General features: G+C 68.7%; 15 protein-coding genes. 14 read left to right on the forward strand and 1 reads right to left on the reverse strand.

Annotated features, from left to right (window positions below):
* The first annotated feature begins 6 nt into the window (after nt 1-6).
* Nucleotides 7-477 carry a hypothetical protein gene (locus tag HWX87_RS38060; protein WP_244137716.1) on the forward strand — a complete coding sequence of 157 codons (471 nt, stop codon included), beginning with the start codon at nt 7-9 and terminating at the stop codon, nt 475-477.
* On the opposite strand, the gene HWX87_RS20085 is transcribed toward HWX87_RS38060, so the two are convergent.
* The gene (locus HWX87_RS20085) at nt 373-1320 is read right to left on the reverse strand and encodes a LysR family transcriptional regulator (protein WP_176048742.1); all 948 of its coding nucleotides are present in this window, start codon (nt 1318-1320) and stop codon (nt 373-375) included. The genes HWX87_RS38060 and HWX87_RS20085 overlap by 105 nt on opposite strands.
* Before the next feature lie 115 nt (nt 1321-1435).
* Here HWX87_RS20085 and HWX87_RS20090 point away from each other — a divergent pair, with 115 nt between their 5' ends.
* The 13 genes from HWX87_RS20090 to xylB all read left to right on the forward strand — a co-directional run bounded on the left by HWX87_RS20090 (nt 1436) and on the right by xylB (nt 15970).
* Nucleotides 1436-2491 carry a 4-hydroxythreonine-4-phosphate dehydrogenase PdxA gene (locus tag HWX87_RS20090; RefSeq protein WP_176048743.1) on the forward strand — a complete coding sequence of 352 codons (1056 nt, stop codon included), beginning with the start codon at nt 1436-1438 and terminating at the stop codon, nt 2489-2491.
* A 63-nt stretch (nt 2492-2554) separates the two neighbouring features.
* Nucleotides 2555-3727 (forward strand): L-rhamnonate dehydratase, encoded by a 1173-nt coding sequence (locus tag HWX87_RS20095; RefSeq protein ID WP_176048744.1) that lies wholly within the window; start codon nt 2555-2557, stop codon nt 3725-3727.
* An 8-nt stretch (nt 3728-3735) separates the two neighbouring features.
* Nucleotides 3736-4653, forward strand: coding sequence for a dihydrodipicolinate synthase family protein (locus tag HWX87_RS20100; protein WP_176048745.1), 918 nt, complete (start codon nt 3736-3738; stop codon nt 4651-4653).
* A gap of 131 nt (nt 4654-4784) precedes the next feature.
* Complete coding sequence (locus tag HWX87_RS20105) at nt 4785-6077, forward strand: MFS transporter (protein ID WP_176048746.1); 1293 nt, start codon at nt 4785-4787, stop codon at nt 6075-6077.
* A gap of 43 nt (nt 6078-6120) precedes the next feature.
* Entirely contained in the window at nt 6121-7068 is a 948-nt protein-coding gene (locus tag HWX87_RS20110) for a YncE family protein (RefSeq protein ID WP_176048747.1), read from the forward strand.
* Between the two features lies 1 nt (nt 7069).
* The gene (locus HWX87_RS20115) at nt 7070-8029 is read left to right on the forward strand and encodes an amidohydrolase family protein (RefSeq protein ID WP_176048748.1); all 960 of its coding nucleotides are present in this window, start codon (nt 7070-7072) and stop codon (nt 8027-8029) included.
* Between the two features lie 215 nt (nt 8030-8244).
* The gene (locus tag HWX87_RS20120; protein WP_176048749.1) at nt 8245-9519 is read left to right on the forward strand and encodes a sugar ABC transporter substrate-binding protein; all 1275 of its coding nucleotides are present in this window, start codon (nt 8245-8247) and stop codon (nt 9517-9519) included.
* Nucleotides 9503-10462 carry a sugar ABC transporter permease gene (locus HWX87_RS20125; protein WP_244137717.1) on the forward strand — a complete coding sequence of 320 codons (960 nt, stop codon included), beginning with the start codon at nt 9503-9505 and terminating at the stop codon, nt 10460-10462. Before HWX87_RS20120 ends, HWX87_RS20125 begins: the two co-directional genes overlap by 17 nt.
* Before the next feature lie 11 nt (nt 10463-10473).
* Nucleotides 10474-11301: a carbohydrate ABC transporter permease gene (locus HWX87_RS20130; RefSeq protein WP_244137723.1), complete on the forward strand. Its 828-nt coding sequence runs from the start codon at nt 10474-10476 to the stop codon at nt 11299-11301.
* A gap of 10 nt (nt 11302-11311) precedes the next feature.
* Nucleotides 11312-12346 carry an NAD(P)-dependent alcohol dehydrogenase gene (locus HWX87_RS20135; protein ID WP_176048750.1) on the forward strand — a complete coding sequence of 345 codons (1035 nt, stop codon included), beginning with the start codon at nt 11312-11314 and terminating at the stop codon, nt 12344-12346.
* Nucleotides 12347-12349: 3 nt separating this feature from the next.
* Nucleotides 12350-13543, forward strand: a complete 1194-nt coding sequence (ugpC, locus tag HWX87_RS20140; RefSeq protein ID WP_176048751.1) for a sn-glycerol-3-phosphate ABC transporter ATP-binding protein UgpC — start codon at nt 12350-12352, stop codon at nt 13541-13543.
* 28 nt (nt 13544-13571) lie between these two features.
* The gene (locus HWX87_RS20145) at nt 13572-14507 is read left to right on the forward strand and encodes an AraC family transcriptional regulator (RefSeq protein ID WP_176048752.1); all 936 of its coding nucleotides are present in this window, start codon (nt 13572-13574) and stop codon (nt 14505-14507) included.
* The gene (gene xylB / locus HWX87_RS20150; RefSeq protein ID WP_176048753.1) at nt 14504-15970 is read left to right on the forward strand and encodes a xylulokinase; all 1467 of its coding nucleotides are present in this window, start codon (nt 14504-14506) and stop codon (nt 15968-15970) included. Before HWX87_RS20145 ends, xylB begins: the two co-directional genes overlap by 4 nt.
* Nucleotides 15971-15997: the final 27 nt, after the last annotated feature.

The raw sequence follows: 15997 nt of genomic DNA on the forward strand, positions 1-15997 counted from the left end.
CTTGGCTTGCTTGGCTGGTTCGGCTGGTTCGGCTGGTTCGGCTGGTTCGGCTGGTTCGGCTGGTTCGGCTGGTTCGGCTGGTTCGGCTGGTTCGGCTGGTTCGGCTGGTTCGGCTGGTTCGGCGTATTCGGCGTGTTCGGCGTGTTCGGCGTGTTCGGCGTGTTCGGCGTGTTCGGCGTGTTCGGCGTGTTCGGCGTGTTCGGCGTGTTCGGCGTGTTCGGCGTGTTCGGCGTGTTCGGCGTGTTCGGCGTGTTCGGCGTGTTCGGCGTGTTCGGCGTGTTCGGCTTGATCGGCTTGATCGGCTTGATCGGCCTGCTCGGCCAGCGCGGTTGGCGCGGCTGGCTCGGCCGCCTCGGCTGGCAAACCGCGCCATTACGCATCGCCGTCATCCCCCACCCCGTCCCGGTGGAACAGCGCGAGAAACTGCTGCGCGGGGATGCTCAGCGGCCGGTCGCGCCGCACGAGGCTGCCGTATGACGGCAGCTTCTGTTCGAGCGCGTAGTCGATGATCGTGACGAGCCCGTGCTCCGCGTTGCGCTGCGCCACCGTCAGCGGAATCACGCCGAGCATCGACGAACGGTCGACGAGGTTCATCGTCGTCAGGATCGACCCCGTTTCGACGAGCCCGCGCGGCATCGGCTGGTGACGCGCGCGGAATTCGCGCTCGACGACTTCGCGCGCCGGGCTGCCGGCCGGCTGCAGGATCCACGCGTAGTCGAGCAGCGCATCGAATTCGACCTGCCCCGCGCCCGCGAGCGGATGGTCGCGGCCCGCGATGATCGCGAGCGCCTCGTCGTCGACCACGCGGAAGTCGCAATCGGTCCCGACGTGGCGCCCGATCACCACTTCGAGCACGCCTTCGCGCAGCTGCGGCATCAGACGGTCGCTCGTGTCCACCGCGATGTCGATCGCGAGCAGCGGATAACGCGCCTTCAACTGCACCAGCGCCTCGGTCAGCCGGCCCGGCGACGCGGCCATGATGCTGCCGATCGCGAGCCGCCCGGCACTGCCCAGCTGCAGTTCGCCGAGTTCGCGGTTCAACGCTTCCACGCTGCCGCGAATCCCTCGGAAATAACCGAGCACGCGCTCGCCGGCCGGGTTCAGCACGAGCCCGCGCCCGACGCGATCGAACAGCCGCTGGCCGAGCGCGCTCTCCAGTTCGGCCAGCATCTTCGTCGCGGCCGGCTGCGTGAGGCCCATCTGCTCGGCTGCCGCGCGCAGCGTCGAGCATTCGTCGACGGCCAGCAGCAGCGCGATCTGCCGCATGCGCAGCCGGTTCAGCAACTGCGGGGTCGAGTCTCGTCGGTCGATCGAGCCCATCTTTGATTACTCCAGGTTATCGATTCATCAAGAGTTTTCAATTTACCGACTCATTCCGTCTACCTAGCATGAACCCCATACACGAACGGCTACGCGCCGCCACCGGAGACACCGCATGAACACCCCCTCGACCGCCGCCACCCTGCCCGTCGTCGCGCTGACGCTCGGCGACCCCGCCGGCATCGGCGCCGAACTGATCGCGAAACTGCTCGCCCGCCCCGACGCGACCGCCCGCGCGAACCTCGTGCTGATCGGCGATCGCTGGCTGTGGGAAGCCGGCCAGCGCGTCGCCGGCGTCACGGTCGACGTCGAGCCCGTCGCGTCGCTCGCCGCCGCGCGCGGCCGGCCGTCGACCGCACGCGCCGCGTTCGTCGCCATCGACACGATCGATCCCGCCGGCGTCACGGTCGGGCAGCCCGGCGCGGCCGGCGGCCGCTCGACACTGACCGTGCTCGACCTGTGCCTCGACGCCGCGCTCGCCGGCGAGATCGACGCGATCTGCTTCGCGCCGCTGAACAAATACGCGATGAAGCTCGGCGGGCTACGCCACGACGACGAGCTGCACCACTTCGCCGAAGCGCTCGGCGTGACCGGCTATTTCTGCGAATTCAACACGCTCGGCGAACTGTGGACGGCGCGCATCTCGTCGCATATCCCGCTGAAGGACGCGGCCGGCTGCCTGAGCATCGAGCGGATCGAGCAGGCTTCGGAACTCATCTACCGGTCGCTGCTCGCGAACGGCGTCGCGGCGCCGAAGGTGGCGATCGCCGCGTTCAACCCGCACGGCGGCGACGGCGGCAGTTGCGGCCGCGAGGAAGTCGACATCATCGAGCCGGCCGTGCGCAAGCTGCAGGCGCGCGACTGGCCGACCGACGCGCCGTTCCACGGCCCGTTCCCCGCCGACACGATCTTCCTGAAGGCGCAGGCCGGCGACTACCAGGCGATCGTCACGATGTACCACGACCAGGGGCAGATCGCGATCAAGCTGCTCGGCTTCTCGCGCGGCGTGACCGTGCAGGGCGGGCTGCCCGTGCCGATCACCACGCCCGCGCACGGCACCGCGTACGACATCGCGGGCCGCGGCACGGCCGACGTCGGCGCGACCTGGCAGGCACTGCAGATCGCCTGCCGGATGGGCGCCGCGCGCCGCACCCCCGCTGTTTCGGCGTGACGCTCGCACGCCTCGCTCGCACCCCCTTTGCACACGACAACACCGCATCCCGGAGACACCCTCATGAAGATCCGTTCCGTACGCGCACGCGTATTCCAGTGGAAAGGCAAGACCGTTCCGCCCCAGGGCAACTTCTGCTCGAACGCGATGGACCTGCTGTACGCGCCGCAGGAAACGATGAGCACGTTCCGCTTCCATGCGTGGACGGTCGTCGAGGTCGAGACCGACGACGGCATCGTCGGCCTCGGCAACGTCGCGCTCGCGCCGCACGTCGCGAAGGTCATCATCGACCAGTACCTCGCGCCGCTCGTGATCGGCCAGGACCCGTGGGACTACGAATACCTGAACCAGCGGATGTACCGCGCGACCCACGCATGGGGCCGCAAGGGCATCGGCATGGCGGCGATCTCGGCCGTCGACATCGCGATCTGGGACATCCTCGGCAAGAGCGTCGGCAAGCCGGTGTTCAAGCTGCTCGGCGGCCGCACCAAGGAAAAGATCCCCTGCTACTACTCGAAGCTCTACCGCACCGACCTGAAGGAGATGCAGGACGAGGCGCAGCGCTATCTGAAGGAAGGCTTCCGCGCGTTCAAGATGCGTTTCGGCTACGGGCCCGCGCACGGGCAGCAGGGCGTGGTCGAGAACCTGAAGTCGGTCGCGGCGATCCGCGAGGTGATCGGCTACGACAACGACCTCATGCTCGAGTGCTACATGGGCTGGAACCTCGAGTACGCGAAGCGCATCCTGCCGAAGCTCGAAAAATACCAGCCGCGCTGGCTGGAAGAACCGGTGATCGCCGACGACATCGACGGCTACGCGGAGCTGAATCAGCTCACCCGCATTCCGATCTCCGGCGGCGAGCACGAGTTCTCCCTGTACGGCTTCAAGCAGCTGCTCGACCGCAAGGCCGTGTCGGTCGTCCAGTACGACACGAACCGCGTCGGCGGGATCACGATGGCGCACAAGATCAACGCGCTGTGCGAAGCGTACAGCGTGCCGGTGATTCCGCACGCGGGCCAGATGCACAACTACCACCTGACGATGAGCACGCTCGCGTCGCCGATGAGCGAGTACTTCCCGATGTTCGACGTCGAGGTCGGCAACGAGCTGTTCTATTACATCTTCGACGGCGAGCCGGTGGCCGAGAACGGTTTCGTGCAACTGCGTGACGACGTGCCGGGTCTCGGCCTCACGCTGAAGACCGAGTACCTCGACCAGTTCGACATCGTCGAGTGAGGCCCGCCATGAACGCACGCTACCAGGGTGTCTTTCCGGTCGCGCCGACGATCTTCGACGCGCACGGCGCGCTCGATCTCGACGGCCAGCGCCGCTGCCTCGACTTCATGATCGACGCCGGTTCGCACGGCATCTGCATCCATGCGAATTATTCGGAGCAATTCGCGCTCGGCGACGACGAACGCGACCTGATCACGCGCACCACGCTCGAGCACGTCGCGGGCCGCGTGCCGGTGATCGTCACGACGTCGCACTTCAGCGCGCGGATCTGCGCGGCACGCAACCGGCAGGCGCAGGCGCTCGGCGCGGCGATGGTGATGGTGATGCCGCCGTACCACGGCGCGACGTTCCGCGTGCCCGAGGCACAGGTGCGCGCGTTCTTCCGCGAAGCCGCCGACGGCCTCGACATTCCGCTGATGATCCAGGACGCACCCGCGAGCGGCGTCGCGCTGTCCGCGCCGTTCCTCGCGACGCTCGCGCGCGAGATCGATGCCGTGTCGTACTTCAAGATCGAGACGGCCGGCGCCGCATCGAAGTTGCGCGAGCTGATCGCGCTCGGCGGCGACGCGATCGAAGGGCCGTGGGACGGCGAGGAAGGCATCACGCTGCTCGCCGATCTCGATGCCGGCGCGACCGGCGCGATGACGGGCGGCGGCTATCCCGACGGGATTCGCCGGATCACCGACGCGTATTTCGCCGGACGCCGCGACGAAGCGGTCGAGCAGTACGCGCGCTGGCTGCCGCTCATCAACTACGAGAACCGCCAGTCGGGCTTCCTGACCGCGAAGGCGCTGATGCGCGAAGGCGGCGTGATCGCGTGCGACCAGCCGCGCTCGCCGTGGCCCGAGCTGCATCCGCAGGTGCGTGCGGGCCTGCTCGATACGGCGCGGCGGCTCGATCCGCTCGTGCTGCGCTGGGGGCGTTAGCGATCGGTTCACACGTGCGACGCCGCAAGGCGTTGCGCATCGGCGGCCGGTGCGACTCCGGCCCGCCACGGCGAGACAGCGGCCCATCAGAAGGCCGCCGCGGCCGACTACCCAAACTGGATGGAGACACCATGACCCTGTTGACCCCGGCCACCCCGGCATACGAAGCCGGCGAAGCCATTCCGCGCCGCCGCTGGCTGCGCGTGATTCCGCCGCTGCTGCTCGCCTGCATCATTTCCTACATGGACCGCGTCAACATCGCGTTCGCGATGCCCGGCGGGATGAACGCCGATCTCGGCATGGACGCGACGATGGCCGGCCTCGCCGGCGGCATCTTCTTCTTCGGCTACCTGTTCCTGCAGATTCCCGGCGGCCGGCGCGCGGCGCTCGGCAGCGGCAAGAAGTTCATCGCGTGGTCGCTCGTGAGCTGGGCCGTGCTGTCGGTGCTGACCGGGCTCGTCACCCATACGTGGCAACTTTTGGCGCTGCGCTTCATGCTCGGCGTGGCCGAAGGCGGGATGCTGCCCGTCGTGCTGACGATGGTCAGCCACTGGTTTCCCGATCGCGAGCGCGGCCGCGCGAACGCGATGGTCATCATGTTCGTGCCGCTCGCCGGCATGATTACCGCGCCGCTGTCCGGCTTCATCCTTGCCGCGTACGACTGGCGTCACCTGTTCTTCAGCGCGGGCGCACTGTCGCTGCTGTGCCTGGTCGCGTGGATGATGTTCGCCGACGACGGCCCGGAAACCGCGCGCTGGGTGTCGCCGCGCGAAAAAGCCTACATCCTCGACGCGCTGCGCGACGAGCAGGAACGCAAGCGCGCGGCCGGCGCGCCGGCTGCCGCGTCGTTCGGCGAGCTGCTGCGCAACCCGACGATCTGGCTGCTCATCGCGATCAACTTCTGCTATCAGGTCGGCATCTACGGCTATACGATGTGGTTGCCGACCCTGCTGAAAAATCTCACGCACAGCGGGATGGGCAAGATCGGTCTGCTCGCGATGCTGCCGTATGTCGCGATGGTGATCGGGATGTTCGTCACGTCGTATTGGTCTGACCGGACCGGCAAGCGCCGACTGTTCGTGCTGCTGCCGCTGGTCGGCTTCGCCGCGTGCCTCGCGCTGTCGGTGCTCACGCATGCATCGATGGCCGTGTCGTTCACGTTCCTGATCGGCTGCGGCTTCTTCCTGCAGGCCGCCGCCGGCGTGTTCTGGGCGATTCCGCCGAAGCTTTGCAGCGTCGAGACGGCCGGCAGCGCGCGCGGCCTGATCAACGCGCTCGGCAATCTCGGCGGCTTCTGCGGCCCGTATGCGGTCGGCGTGCTGACCCAGCACGTGAGCGCGGCGGCCGGCGTGTACAGCCTCGCGGTCACGCTCGCGATCGCCGGCGTGCTCGCGATGACGCTGCCGCAGCGCTGCGAGGACTGATACCGGATACGCGGGACAGCGAACGATATTACGGAGACTCACCATGAACGACACCCTGTTGCTGGTGCAGAAATGCGCCCATACCTTCAGCTTCTACGACCTCGACACGAAAGCGCCGCTCAAGCACATCGTGCTGCCGAACTTCCCGCACGAATTCACCGTCGACGTGAACGAGCGCCATGCGTACGTCGGCATCTTCGGGATCGAAACCGCGTGGTCGCGCGGTCATGAAGGCGATCACCGGATCGCCGAGATCGATCTCGTCGAGCGCACGCACACGCGCATGCTCGACCTGTGGCCGTACTACCGGCCGCACGGGATGGCGACCGACCGCGACGGCCGGTTGTACGCGATGAGCGAGGCGCACGACATGCTGCTCGTATTCGACGAGCCGACCCGGCAGCCGGTGCCGAACATGGCCGTGCCGTCCGGCGGCGTGAAGACGCACCTCGTGACGCTCACGCGCGACGCGAGCCGCGCCTACGGCGTGCACCTGCTGTCGAACACGGTCACGCAGTTCCATCCACGCGACGCGACGGTCGCGCCGCGCGCGGTGATGCCCGGCCCGCGCCCCGAAGGCAATGCGCTGTCGAGCGACGAGCGCACGCTGTTCGTCGCGAATCGCGGCGACGACACGCTGGTCGAGATCGACACGGAAACGATGACCTGCGGCCGCCGCGTGAAGACCCGCAGCGATCCGAACCGCATCTACCGGACGAGCGCGCCGGACGGCCGCGACCTGCTGCTGCTGACCAATTCGGGCGAACGGTCGATCTCGGTGTTCGATGCGCGCCAGCTTGAAGAGATCGAGCGCATCGCGCTGCCCGCGAACCCGACCGCGCTGTCGTTCCATCCGTCGCGGCGCGTCGCCTACGTGTCGTTCCAGGACGACTACGTGCGCGAACTCGATCTCGATACCTGGCGCTTCGTCGGCGCGCTCGCGACGCTGCGCGAGCCCGATGCGTCGTACGTGCTCGCCGGAGCACGCTGACATGCACGAAGGGTCGCCGCCGGACGGCATGCCGGATGCGCTCGTCGATGCGCATCACCACCTGTGGCGGCTCGATGCGGGCGCGCACTACCCGTGGCTGCAGGCGGACTACGATCCGGCGCGCTTCATGTTCGGCGACTACGCGGCGCTGTGCCGCGATTTCGGGGTGGACGATCTCCGCCGCGCGGCGCAAGGTGCGCCGATCGTCGCCAGCGTGCACGTCGAAGCCGAACGCGCGCACGACGAGGCGCTGGCGGAAACGCGCTGGCTGCACGAGGTCGCTGAAACGCACGGGTTGCCGTCGGCGGTCGTCGCGTGGGTCGACCTGCTGGCCGGCGACGCGGACGAGCGGCTCGCCGAACAGGCCGCGTGGCCGCGCGTGCGCGGCGTGCGCTTCAAGCCGCGCACCGCGGCCACGCCCGATGCCGCAGTCGACGGGCCCGGCACGCTGCACGACCCGCGCTGGCCGGCCGCGCTCGCGCGCCTCGCCGCGCACGGCCTGAGCTGGGATCTGCGCGTGCCGTTCTGGCATCTCGGCGAAGCGGCCGCGCTGCTCGCCGACGCCCCCGGCGTCGACGTCGTGCTCGAACACGCGGGGCTGCCGTGGGACCGCTCGGAAGCCGGCCTCGCACGCTGGCGCAACGGCATGGAAGCGCTCGCCGCGTTGCCGCGCGTCGCCGTGAAGATCTCCGAACTCGGCTTGCGCGACGCGGCGTGGAACGAAGCGGACAACGCGCGGATCATCCGCGACACGATCGCGATCTTCGGCTGGCGGCGCTGCCTGTTCGCGAGCAATTTCCCGGTGGCCGGCCTGCGCGTGACCTATCCGGTGCTGCTGCGCACGTTCGCGCGCGCGATGACGCATCTCGACGACACCGCGCGCCGTGCAATCTGGCAGGACAACGCGCTGCGCGTCTACCGGATCGCGCTCGACGCGCCGCACCGGCCGGCGCACGGCTAGCGCCACCTTCTCCCTCCCCTCCCATCCCCTCCTGTCGATCGGGCGGCGCATCGCGCCGCGGCCCGACCGACACATTTTGTGCATCGCACGACCGAACCTGAGCAAAAAGTATCGGTTCGCGTTTTCTTTTGATGTGGTGCCCGCATCGCCGCCGTCACACCATGAGTCCTGTCGTCATCGACGGCATTCGAACAAGCAGAATCAAGGAGACACGGGTGAACAAGATGCGAATCGTCGCAGCCGGCCTGCTGCTCGGCGCCTGCCTGCCGGGCGTCGCGGCCGCGCAAACCTGCAAGGTGCCGACCCTTCGGGTGCTCGCGCAGAAGAGTCTCGGCCTGTCGGTGATGGAGAAGTCGCTGGCCGACTACGAGAAGAAGAGCGGCACCAAGGTCGAGATCAGCTATTTCGGCGAGAACGACCGCCGGGCGAAATCGCGGCTCGACGCGTCGACCGGCGCGGGCTCCTACCAGATCTACTACGTCGACGAGGCGAATGTCGCCGAATTCGCGTCGGCCAACTGGATCGTGCCGCTCCTCAAGTACTACCCGAAGGAACACGACTACGACGACTTCCTGCCGGGCCGCCGCGCGGTCGCGAGCTACAACGGCGTCGCGTACTTCGCGCCGCTGATCGGCGGCGGCGACTTCCTGTTCTACCGCCGCGACCTGCTCGACGCCGCGCACATCCCGGTGCCGAAGACGCTCGACCAGCTCGTCGCCGCGATCAAGAAACTCAACGCGCCGCCAAAACTGTACGGCTGGGTCGCGCGCGGCCAGCGCGGCTCGGGGATGAACGTGTGGCGCTGGTCGCCGTTCATGCTCGGGATGGGCGGCGCATGGACCGACAAGGGCGGCCAGCCCACGTTCAACTCGCCGGCCGCCGTGAAGGCCACGCAGCTCTACAGCGACCTGTTCAAGTACGCGCCGCCGGGCGCCGCGACCTACGACTGGAGCAACGCGCTCGAAGCATTCCGCTCGGGCAAGGTCGCGTTCATGATCGAATCGACGCCGTTCGCGGACTGGATGGAGGATGCGAGCAAGTCGAGCGTGGCCGGCAAGGTCGGCTACACGCGCCCGCCCGCACCGCTGCCGTCGGCCGCTTACGGTCACGGCTTCGCGATCTCGGCGGTCGGCGCGAAGGACGACTGCACGCGGATGGCCGCCGGCCGCTTCATCGCGTGGGCGACCAGCAAGGACCAGGAACAGGCGCGGCTGCGCAGCGGCGTGTTCAGCGACTACAACCGCACGAGCACGATCGGCAGCCCGTACTTCAAGCAGCACGTCGCGCCGCAGATCCAGGCCGGGCTGAACGACACCAACCCCGTCACGCAGGTGACGATCTGGCGCACGCCGCAATGGCCGGATATCGGCGACAACCTCGGCATCGCCCTCGAACAGGTGTTCACCGGCACGCAGGCCGACGCGCGCGGCACGCTCGACGACGCGACCCAGTACGCGAAGGATGCGCTCGAACATGGCGCTCGCAAATGACGGCGCCGGCGGACGCGCGCTCGGCGTCCGCCCGCCCCCTTCCACCCCTTCGGCGCGGCACGGCCGTGCGCGCCGCGACCGCACGAGCCTGCCGTGGGTATTCCTCGCGCCGACGCTCGCGCTGCTCGCGGTCCTGAGCCTCGTCCCGACCGTCGCCGCGATCAACCTCGCGCTGCGCAACCGCGTGCTGCGCTACCCCGACAGCGAATACGTCGGCCTGCGCAACTTCATCCGGCTCGCATCCGACCGGCGCTTCCTGAACGCGATCGAGGTGTCGGTGCTGTGGGAAGTCGTCACGGTCGCCGGCGCGGTACTGGTCGGGATCGCGCTCGCCGTGTTCCTGTTCGAGCGCGTGCATGGCCGCTGGCGCCGCTTCGCGTCGCTGGTGCTGATCATGCCGGTGCTGCTGCCGCGCGTATCGGCCGCGTTCATCTGGAAGTTCATGTACGCGCCGCTCACCGGCATCCTGAGCTGGCTGCTCGGCACGCTCGGCGTCGAGAACACCGCGTTCCTCGCCGATCCGCATCTCGCGCTGTACGCGGTCGCGCTCGTCGACGTGTGGCAATGGGGGCTGTTCTTCGCGGTCGTGATCCTGAAGCTGCTGGAGACGCTGCCGCCCGAGCCGCTCGAAGCCGCGCGGCTCGACTACGCGACGACATGGCAGGTGCATGCATACATCGCGCTGCCGATGCTGAAGGCGCCGCTCGTGAGCCTCGTGTTCATCAAGATGGTCGAGTCGCTGCGCTCGTTCGACCTGATCTACGTGATGACCAAGGGCGGCCCCGGCATCGCGACCGAAACGCTCGATCTCTACGCGTACCAGCAGGGCATCGGCCTCGCCGGCAAGGTCTCCTATGCGTCGGGCATGGCCGTGCTGATGATGGTCGCGACCACGCTCGTCTTCACGCTCATCTGGAAGAGGGTCAACAAATGGGACGACTGATGGCTCGCCGGATGGCCCGCCGCGGCCCCGCCGCGACCGTTTCGACCGCATCGACTGTCGTGATCGCCGGCGCGATCCTGCTCGTCGCCGCGTTCCCGCTGTTCTGGGCCGTGCTCAATTCGCTCAAGCACCTGCTCGACATCGTCACGCCGACGCCGCGCTTCATCTTCACGCCGACGCTCGCGAACTACGAGCAGGTGCTGTCGAGCCCCGAGGTGCTGATCGGGCTCGGCAACAGCATCGCGATCGTCGGCGCGGCCGTGCTGATCGGCGCGGTGCTCGGCGTGCCGGCCGCCTACGCGATCGCACGCTACCCGGTGCGCGGCAAGCGCGACATCCAGTTCTTCCTGCTGTCGCTGCGCTTCCTGCCGCCCGTCGCGGTCGCGCTGCCGCTGATCGCGATCTGGGTCGACCTCGGGCTGTACGACACGAAGCTGTCAATGATCGTCACGTACCTGCTCGTCACGCTGTCGACCATCACGTGGCTGTCGATCCCCGTGTTTCGCCGGCTGCCGCGCGAGATCGAGGAGGCCGCCGCGCTCGACGGCTACGGCCCGTACGCGGTGTTCTGGCATATCGCGCTGCCGGTGTGCGCGAGCACGCTGCTCGGCGGCATCGTATTCAGCTTCGTGCTGGTCTGGAACGAACTGATGATCGCGCTCGCACTGACGTCGTCGCGCAGCGCGACGCTGCCGGTGGTTGCCTCCGCGTTCACGTCGCTCGGCCAGGAAGTGCCGTGGGGCGTGATCAATGCGTCGACGGTGCTGCTCGCGCTGCCGCCGCTCGTGTTCGTCGGCATGCTGAGCCGCCTGCTCAATTCGATGGTCAAGGGAAAATAAGGAGGATGTGTTGAAAGCGCTCGTACTCGAACGCACGCGCGAGCTCGCGCTGCGCGACATCGACCTGCCGCAGGCGGTCGGCCCCGGCGACGTCCGGATCAAGGTGCATACCGTCGGCGTCTGCGGCAGCGACGTGCATTACTACGTTCACGGCGGGATCGGCCCGTTCCGCGTCGACGCGCCGATGGTGCTCGGCCACGAAGCCTCCGGCACCGTCGTCGAGACCGGCGCCGGCGTCACGCACCTGCGCGTCGGCGATCGCGTGTGCATGGAACCCGGCGTACCGCGCTTCGATTCGCCCGCGACGCTGCGCGGGCTCTACAACCTCGACCCCGACGTGCGCTTCTGGGCGACGCCTCCCATCCACGGCTGCCTGACGCCGTTCGTCGTGCATCCGGCCGCGTTCACCTACCGGCTGCCGGACAACGTGTCGTTCGCGGAAGGCGCGATCGTCGAGCCGCTGTCGATCGGCCTGCAGGCCGCGAAGAAGGCGGCGATGAAGCCGGGCGACCTCGCGGTCGTGATCGGCGCCGGCACGATCGGCGCGATGACGGCGCTCGCCGCGCTCGCGGGCGGCGCCGCGCGCGTGATCCTCGCCGACGTCGTGCCGGACAAGCTCGCGCTGTTCGCCGGCAACCCGGCCGTCACGACCGTCGACGTCCGCACGCGGCCGCTCGCCGACGCGGTGGCCGAAGCGTCCGGCGGCTGGGGCGCGGACGTCGTGTTCGAGGCCAGCGGCAGCGCGAACGCGTATGCGGACCTCGTCGACCTGATGTGCCCGGGCGGCTGCGCGGTGCTGATCGGCATGCCGGTCGCCCCCGTGCCGCTCGACGTGGTCGCGCTGCAGGCGAAGGAAGGCCGCATCGAATCGGTGTTCCGCTACGCGAACATCTTCCCGCGCGCGCTTGCGCTGATCGCGTCCGGCGCGATCGACGTGAAGCCGTTCATCTCGCGCACGTTCCCGTTCTCCGAAGGCGTGCGCGCGTTCGAGGAAGCGGCCAGCGGCCACCCGCGCGACGTCAAGATTCAGATCGAAATGGACTAAACCATGGCCCAGATCACCTGCAAGGCTTTGTCGAAGCACTACGACGGCGGCCCCGCCGTGCTGCACCCGCTCGATCTCGAGATCGCCGACGGCGAATTCATCGTGCTGCTCGGCCCGTCCGGCTGCGGCAAGTCGACGATGCTGCGGATGATCGCGGGCCTCGAAGCGATCACCGGCGGCGAGCTCGTGATCGGCGACAGCGTCGTCAACGACCTGCCGTCGCGCGAGCGCAATGTCGCGATGGTGTTCCAGAACTATGCGCTGTACCCGCACATGACGGTGTACGACAACATCGCGTTCGGCCTGCGACGCCTGAAAGTGCCGGCCGACGAGATCGACCGCCGCGTGCGCGATGTCGCACGCATCCTGAGCCTCGACGCGCTGCTCGAGCGCCGCCCGCGCGCGATGTCGGGCGGCCAGCAGCAGCGTGCGGCGATTGCGCGCGCGATGATCAAGACGCCGGCCGTGTTCCTGTTCGACGAGCCGTTGTCGAACCTCGACGCGAAGCTGCGCACGCAATTGCGCGGCGACATCAAGCGGCTGCACCGGCAACTGAAGACGACCACGCTGTACGTCACGCACGACCAGCTGGAGGCGATGACGCTCGCGGATCGCGTCGTGCTGATGCGCGGCGGCCACATCGAGCAGATCGGCTCGCCGGCCGAGCTGTACGGCCAGCCGCACACCGTGTTCGCCGCCGGATTTGTCGGCACGCCCGCGATGAACTTCGCGGATGGCACGATCGAGCGCGTCGGCGAGAACGTGCTGCTCGACTGCAACGGCGCACGCTGGCCGCTCGCGTCATCGCGCTTCGCGCGGCTGCAGGACGGCCAGCAGGTGAAGGCCGCGATCCGGCCGAACCACCTGCGGCTCGTCGCCGAAGGCGATCCGACCCCGGGAACGCTCGCGCTGACCGGTACGGTCGAACTCGTCGAACTGCTCGGCGCCGAGGCGCTCGTCACGCTGGACTGGCACGGCCAGCCGTGCGCGGCCCTCGTGCCGGCCCCGATGGCCCCGGCGCCGGGCGCCGTGGTAGCGTTCCGCTTCGACGAAGAAGCCCTGCATCTGTTCGACGCCGGCACCGAGCGCAACGTCGCGCTGCCGGACGCGAACCCGATCGCGCAGGCGGCGCTGCCGGCGGCCGCGACGCGCGCCACGCCGCCTGCCGCGACGGGCTGGTCGATGTCCCGTTCGTAGCACGCCGGCACGCCCGACGGAGCACACGATGAACCCGGATCTCGAGATCGTTCCCACCCACCGCGACGAATCGTTCCGCGCGTGGGTCCACGACTACCCGCATTCGGTCGCGAAGTGGCACTTTCATCCCGAGTACGAGATTCATCTGATCCAGGCATCGCACGGCAAGGTGTTCGTCGGCGACCACATCGGCGATTTCGGCCCCGGCAACCTGATCGTCACGGGGCCGAACCTGCCGCACAACTGGGTCAGCGAACTCGCCGACGGTGAACGCGTGCTGTCGCGCGACGTCGTGCTGCAGTTCTCGCGCGATGCGATCGAGAAGATGGTCGGCGCGTTCAGCGAGTTGCAGCCGGTGATCGACCTGATCGACGATGCGGCGCGCGGCGTGCAGTTTCCCGACCGCGTCGGCGCAGAGGTTGCGCCGCTGATGCTCGAACTCGCGAACGCGCACGGCTGCCGGCGCGTCGAGATCCTGATGTCGCTGTTCGACCGGCTGTCGTCGTGCCGCGAGCGGCGCGTGCTCGCGGGCCCCGGCTACCGCAGCAACGCGCAGCACTACATGTCGTCGACCATCAACCAGGTGCTGTCGTACCTGCAGCAGAACCTGCCCGGCATGCTGCGCGAGACCGACGTCGCCGCGTTCGCCGGCATGAGCGTCAGCACCTTCACGCGCTTTTTCCGCCGCCATACCGGCTCGTCGTTCGTGCGCTACCTGAACCGGCTGCGCATCAACGAGGCATGCGAGCTGCTGATGTTTTCCGACCTGACGGTGACCGACATCTGCTACCGGGTTGGCTTCAACAACCTGTCGAACTTCAACCGTCAGTTTCTCGCGATGAAGCAGGTGCCGCCGTCGAGGTTCCGCGCGCTGCACCGGCTCAACGAACCGCACGGCCGCGACGACGCGCCGCCCCCGCGACGCGCGCCGCCGCGCACCCCAGACAGGACGCTTCATACGTGACATTTCTCGGTATCGATCTCGGCACGTCCGAGGTCAAGGTTCTTCTCACCGACGCCCGTTCGGTACCCCTCGCGACCGGCTCGGCCACGCTGTCGATCAGCCGCCCGCATCCGCACTGGTCGGAGCAGAGCCCGCAGGCATGGTGGCACGCGATGCTCGACGCGATCGCGACGGTGCGCGCCGCGCACCCGGCCGGCTTCGCCGCGTTGCGCGGCATCGCGCTGTCCGGGCAGATGCACGGCGCGACGCTGATCGATCGCGCGGACCAGGTGCTGCGCCCCGCGATCCTGTGGAACGACACGCGCGCCGGCACCGAATGCGTCGAGCTCGAGGCGCTGGTGCCGGAATCGCGCGCGATCACCGGCAACATGGCGATGCCCGGCTTTACCGCGCCGAAGCTGCTGTGGCTCGCGAAGTACGAGCCGGCCGTGTTCCGCGCGGTGCACAAGGTGCTGCTGCCGAAGGATTACCTGATCTGGCGCCTGTCCGGCGAATTCGTGTCCGACCTGTCCGACGCGTCGGGCACGCTGTGGCTCGACTGTGCGCGCCGCGACTGGTCCGACCGGATGCTCGGCGCGACCGAGCTGTCGCGCGCGCAGATGCCGCGCCTCGTCGAAGGCAATGCGCCCGCCGCGCAGCTGCGCGACACGCTGCAGCACGAATGGGGCATCGCAGGGCCCGTGACGATTGCCGGCGGCGCCGGCGACAACGCCGCGTCCGCGATCGGCATGGGCGTGACGGGCGCCGGCAGCGGCTTCCTGTCGCTCGGCACGTCCGGCGTGCTGTTCGCCGGCAACGACCGCTTCGCACCGAACCCGGATGCCGCCGTGCACGCGTTCTGCCACTGCGTCGAAGGACGCTGGCACCAGATGAGCGTGATCCTGTCGGCGGCCGCGAGCCTCGACTGGCTCGCGCGTGCGCACGGCACGACCGCCGGCGCGCTGGCCGCGCGTGCCGAACGCGCCGAGCCGGCGCGTGCGCCGCTGTTCCTGCCGTATCTCGGCGGCGAACGCACGCCGCACAACGACGCGCATGCACGCGGCGTGTTCTTCGGGCTGTCCAACGAGCACGATGCGAACGACCTCGCGTATGCGGTGATGGAGGGTGTCGCGTTCGCAATGGCCGACGGCTACGACGCGCTGCGCGCGGCCGGCACGACGCTCGACGCGGTGTCGTTCATCGGCGGCGGATCGAAGAGTGCGTTCTGGGCGCGGCTGTGTGCGAACGCGACCGGGCTCACGATGCAGCGCCATGCGGACGGCGCGGTCGGCGCAGCCCTCGGCGCCGCGCGTCTTGCGCGACTGGCGGCGACGGACGACACGCTCGAGGAAGTCTGTGTCGCCCCGCCCGTGACGGAGACGGTCGCGCCCGATTCAGCGTCGGTCGATCTGCTCGCCGGCCGGCTCGCGCGATATCGGCGGCTATATCGCGCGCTGCGGGACGAGTTCGCGGACGCCAACTGAGCCGGCGTGCAATCGCGCTTGACCCGG

The organism is Burkholderia sp. BCC1644, from assembly GCF_902833225.1.
Taxonomy (GTDB): Bacteria; Pseudomonadota; Gammaproteobacteria; order Burkholderiales; family Burkholderiaceae; genus Burkholderia.

What these genes read in the sequence shown, in the direction of transcription:
- HWX87_RS20085 (WP_176048742.1), bottom strand. Translation starts at nt 1,320, where the DNA reads ATGGGCTCGATCGACCGACGAGACTCGACCCCGCAGTTGCTGAACCGG.
- HWX87_RS20090 (WP_176048743.1), top strand. Translation starts at nt 1,436, where the DNA reads ATGAACACCCCCTCGACCGCCGCCACCCTGCCCGTCGTCGCGCTGACG.
- HWX87_RS20095 (WP_176048744.1), top strand. Translation starts at nt 2,555, where the DNA reads ATGAAGATCCGTTCCGTACGCGCACGCGTATTCCAGTGGAAAGGCAAG.
- HWX87_RS20100 (WP_176048745.1), top strand. Translation starts at nt 3,736, where the DNA reads ATGAACGCACGCTACCAGGGTGTCTTTCCGGTCGCGCCGACGATCTTC.
- HWX87_RS20105 (WP_176048746.1), top strand. Translation starts at nt 4,785, where the DNA reads ATGACCCTGTTGACCCCGGCCACCCCGGCATACGAAGCCGGCGAAGCC.
- HWX87_RS20110 (WP_176048747.1), top strand. Translation starts at nt 6,121, where the DNA reads ATGAACGACACCCTGTTGCTGGTGCAGAAATGCGCCCATACCTTCAGC.
- HWX87_RS20115 (WP_176048748.1), top strand. Translation starts at nt 7,070, where the DNA reads ATGCACGAAGGGTCGCCGCCGGACGGCATGCCGGATGCGCTCGTCGAT.
- HWX87_RS20125 (WP_244137717.1), top strand. Translation starts at nt 9,503, where the DNA reads ATGGCGCTCGCAAATGACGGCGCCGGCGGACGCGCGCTCGGCGTCCGC.
- HWX87_RS20130 (WP_244137723.1), top strand. Translation starts at nt 10,474, where the DNA reads ATGGCCCGCCGCGGCCCCGCCGCGACCGTTTCGACCGCATCGACTGTC.
- ugpC (WP_176048751.1), top strand. Translation starts at nt 12,350, where the DNA reads ATGGCCCAGATCACCTGCAAGGCTTTGTCGAAGCACTACGACGGCGGC.
- HWX87_RS20145 (WP_176048752.1), top strand. Translation starts at nt 13,572, where the DNA reads ATGAACCCGGATCTCGAGATCGTTCCCACCCACCGCGACGAATCGTTC.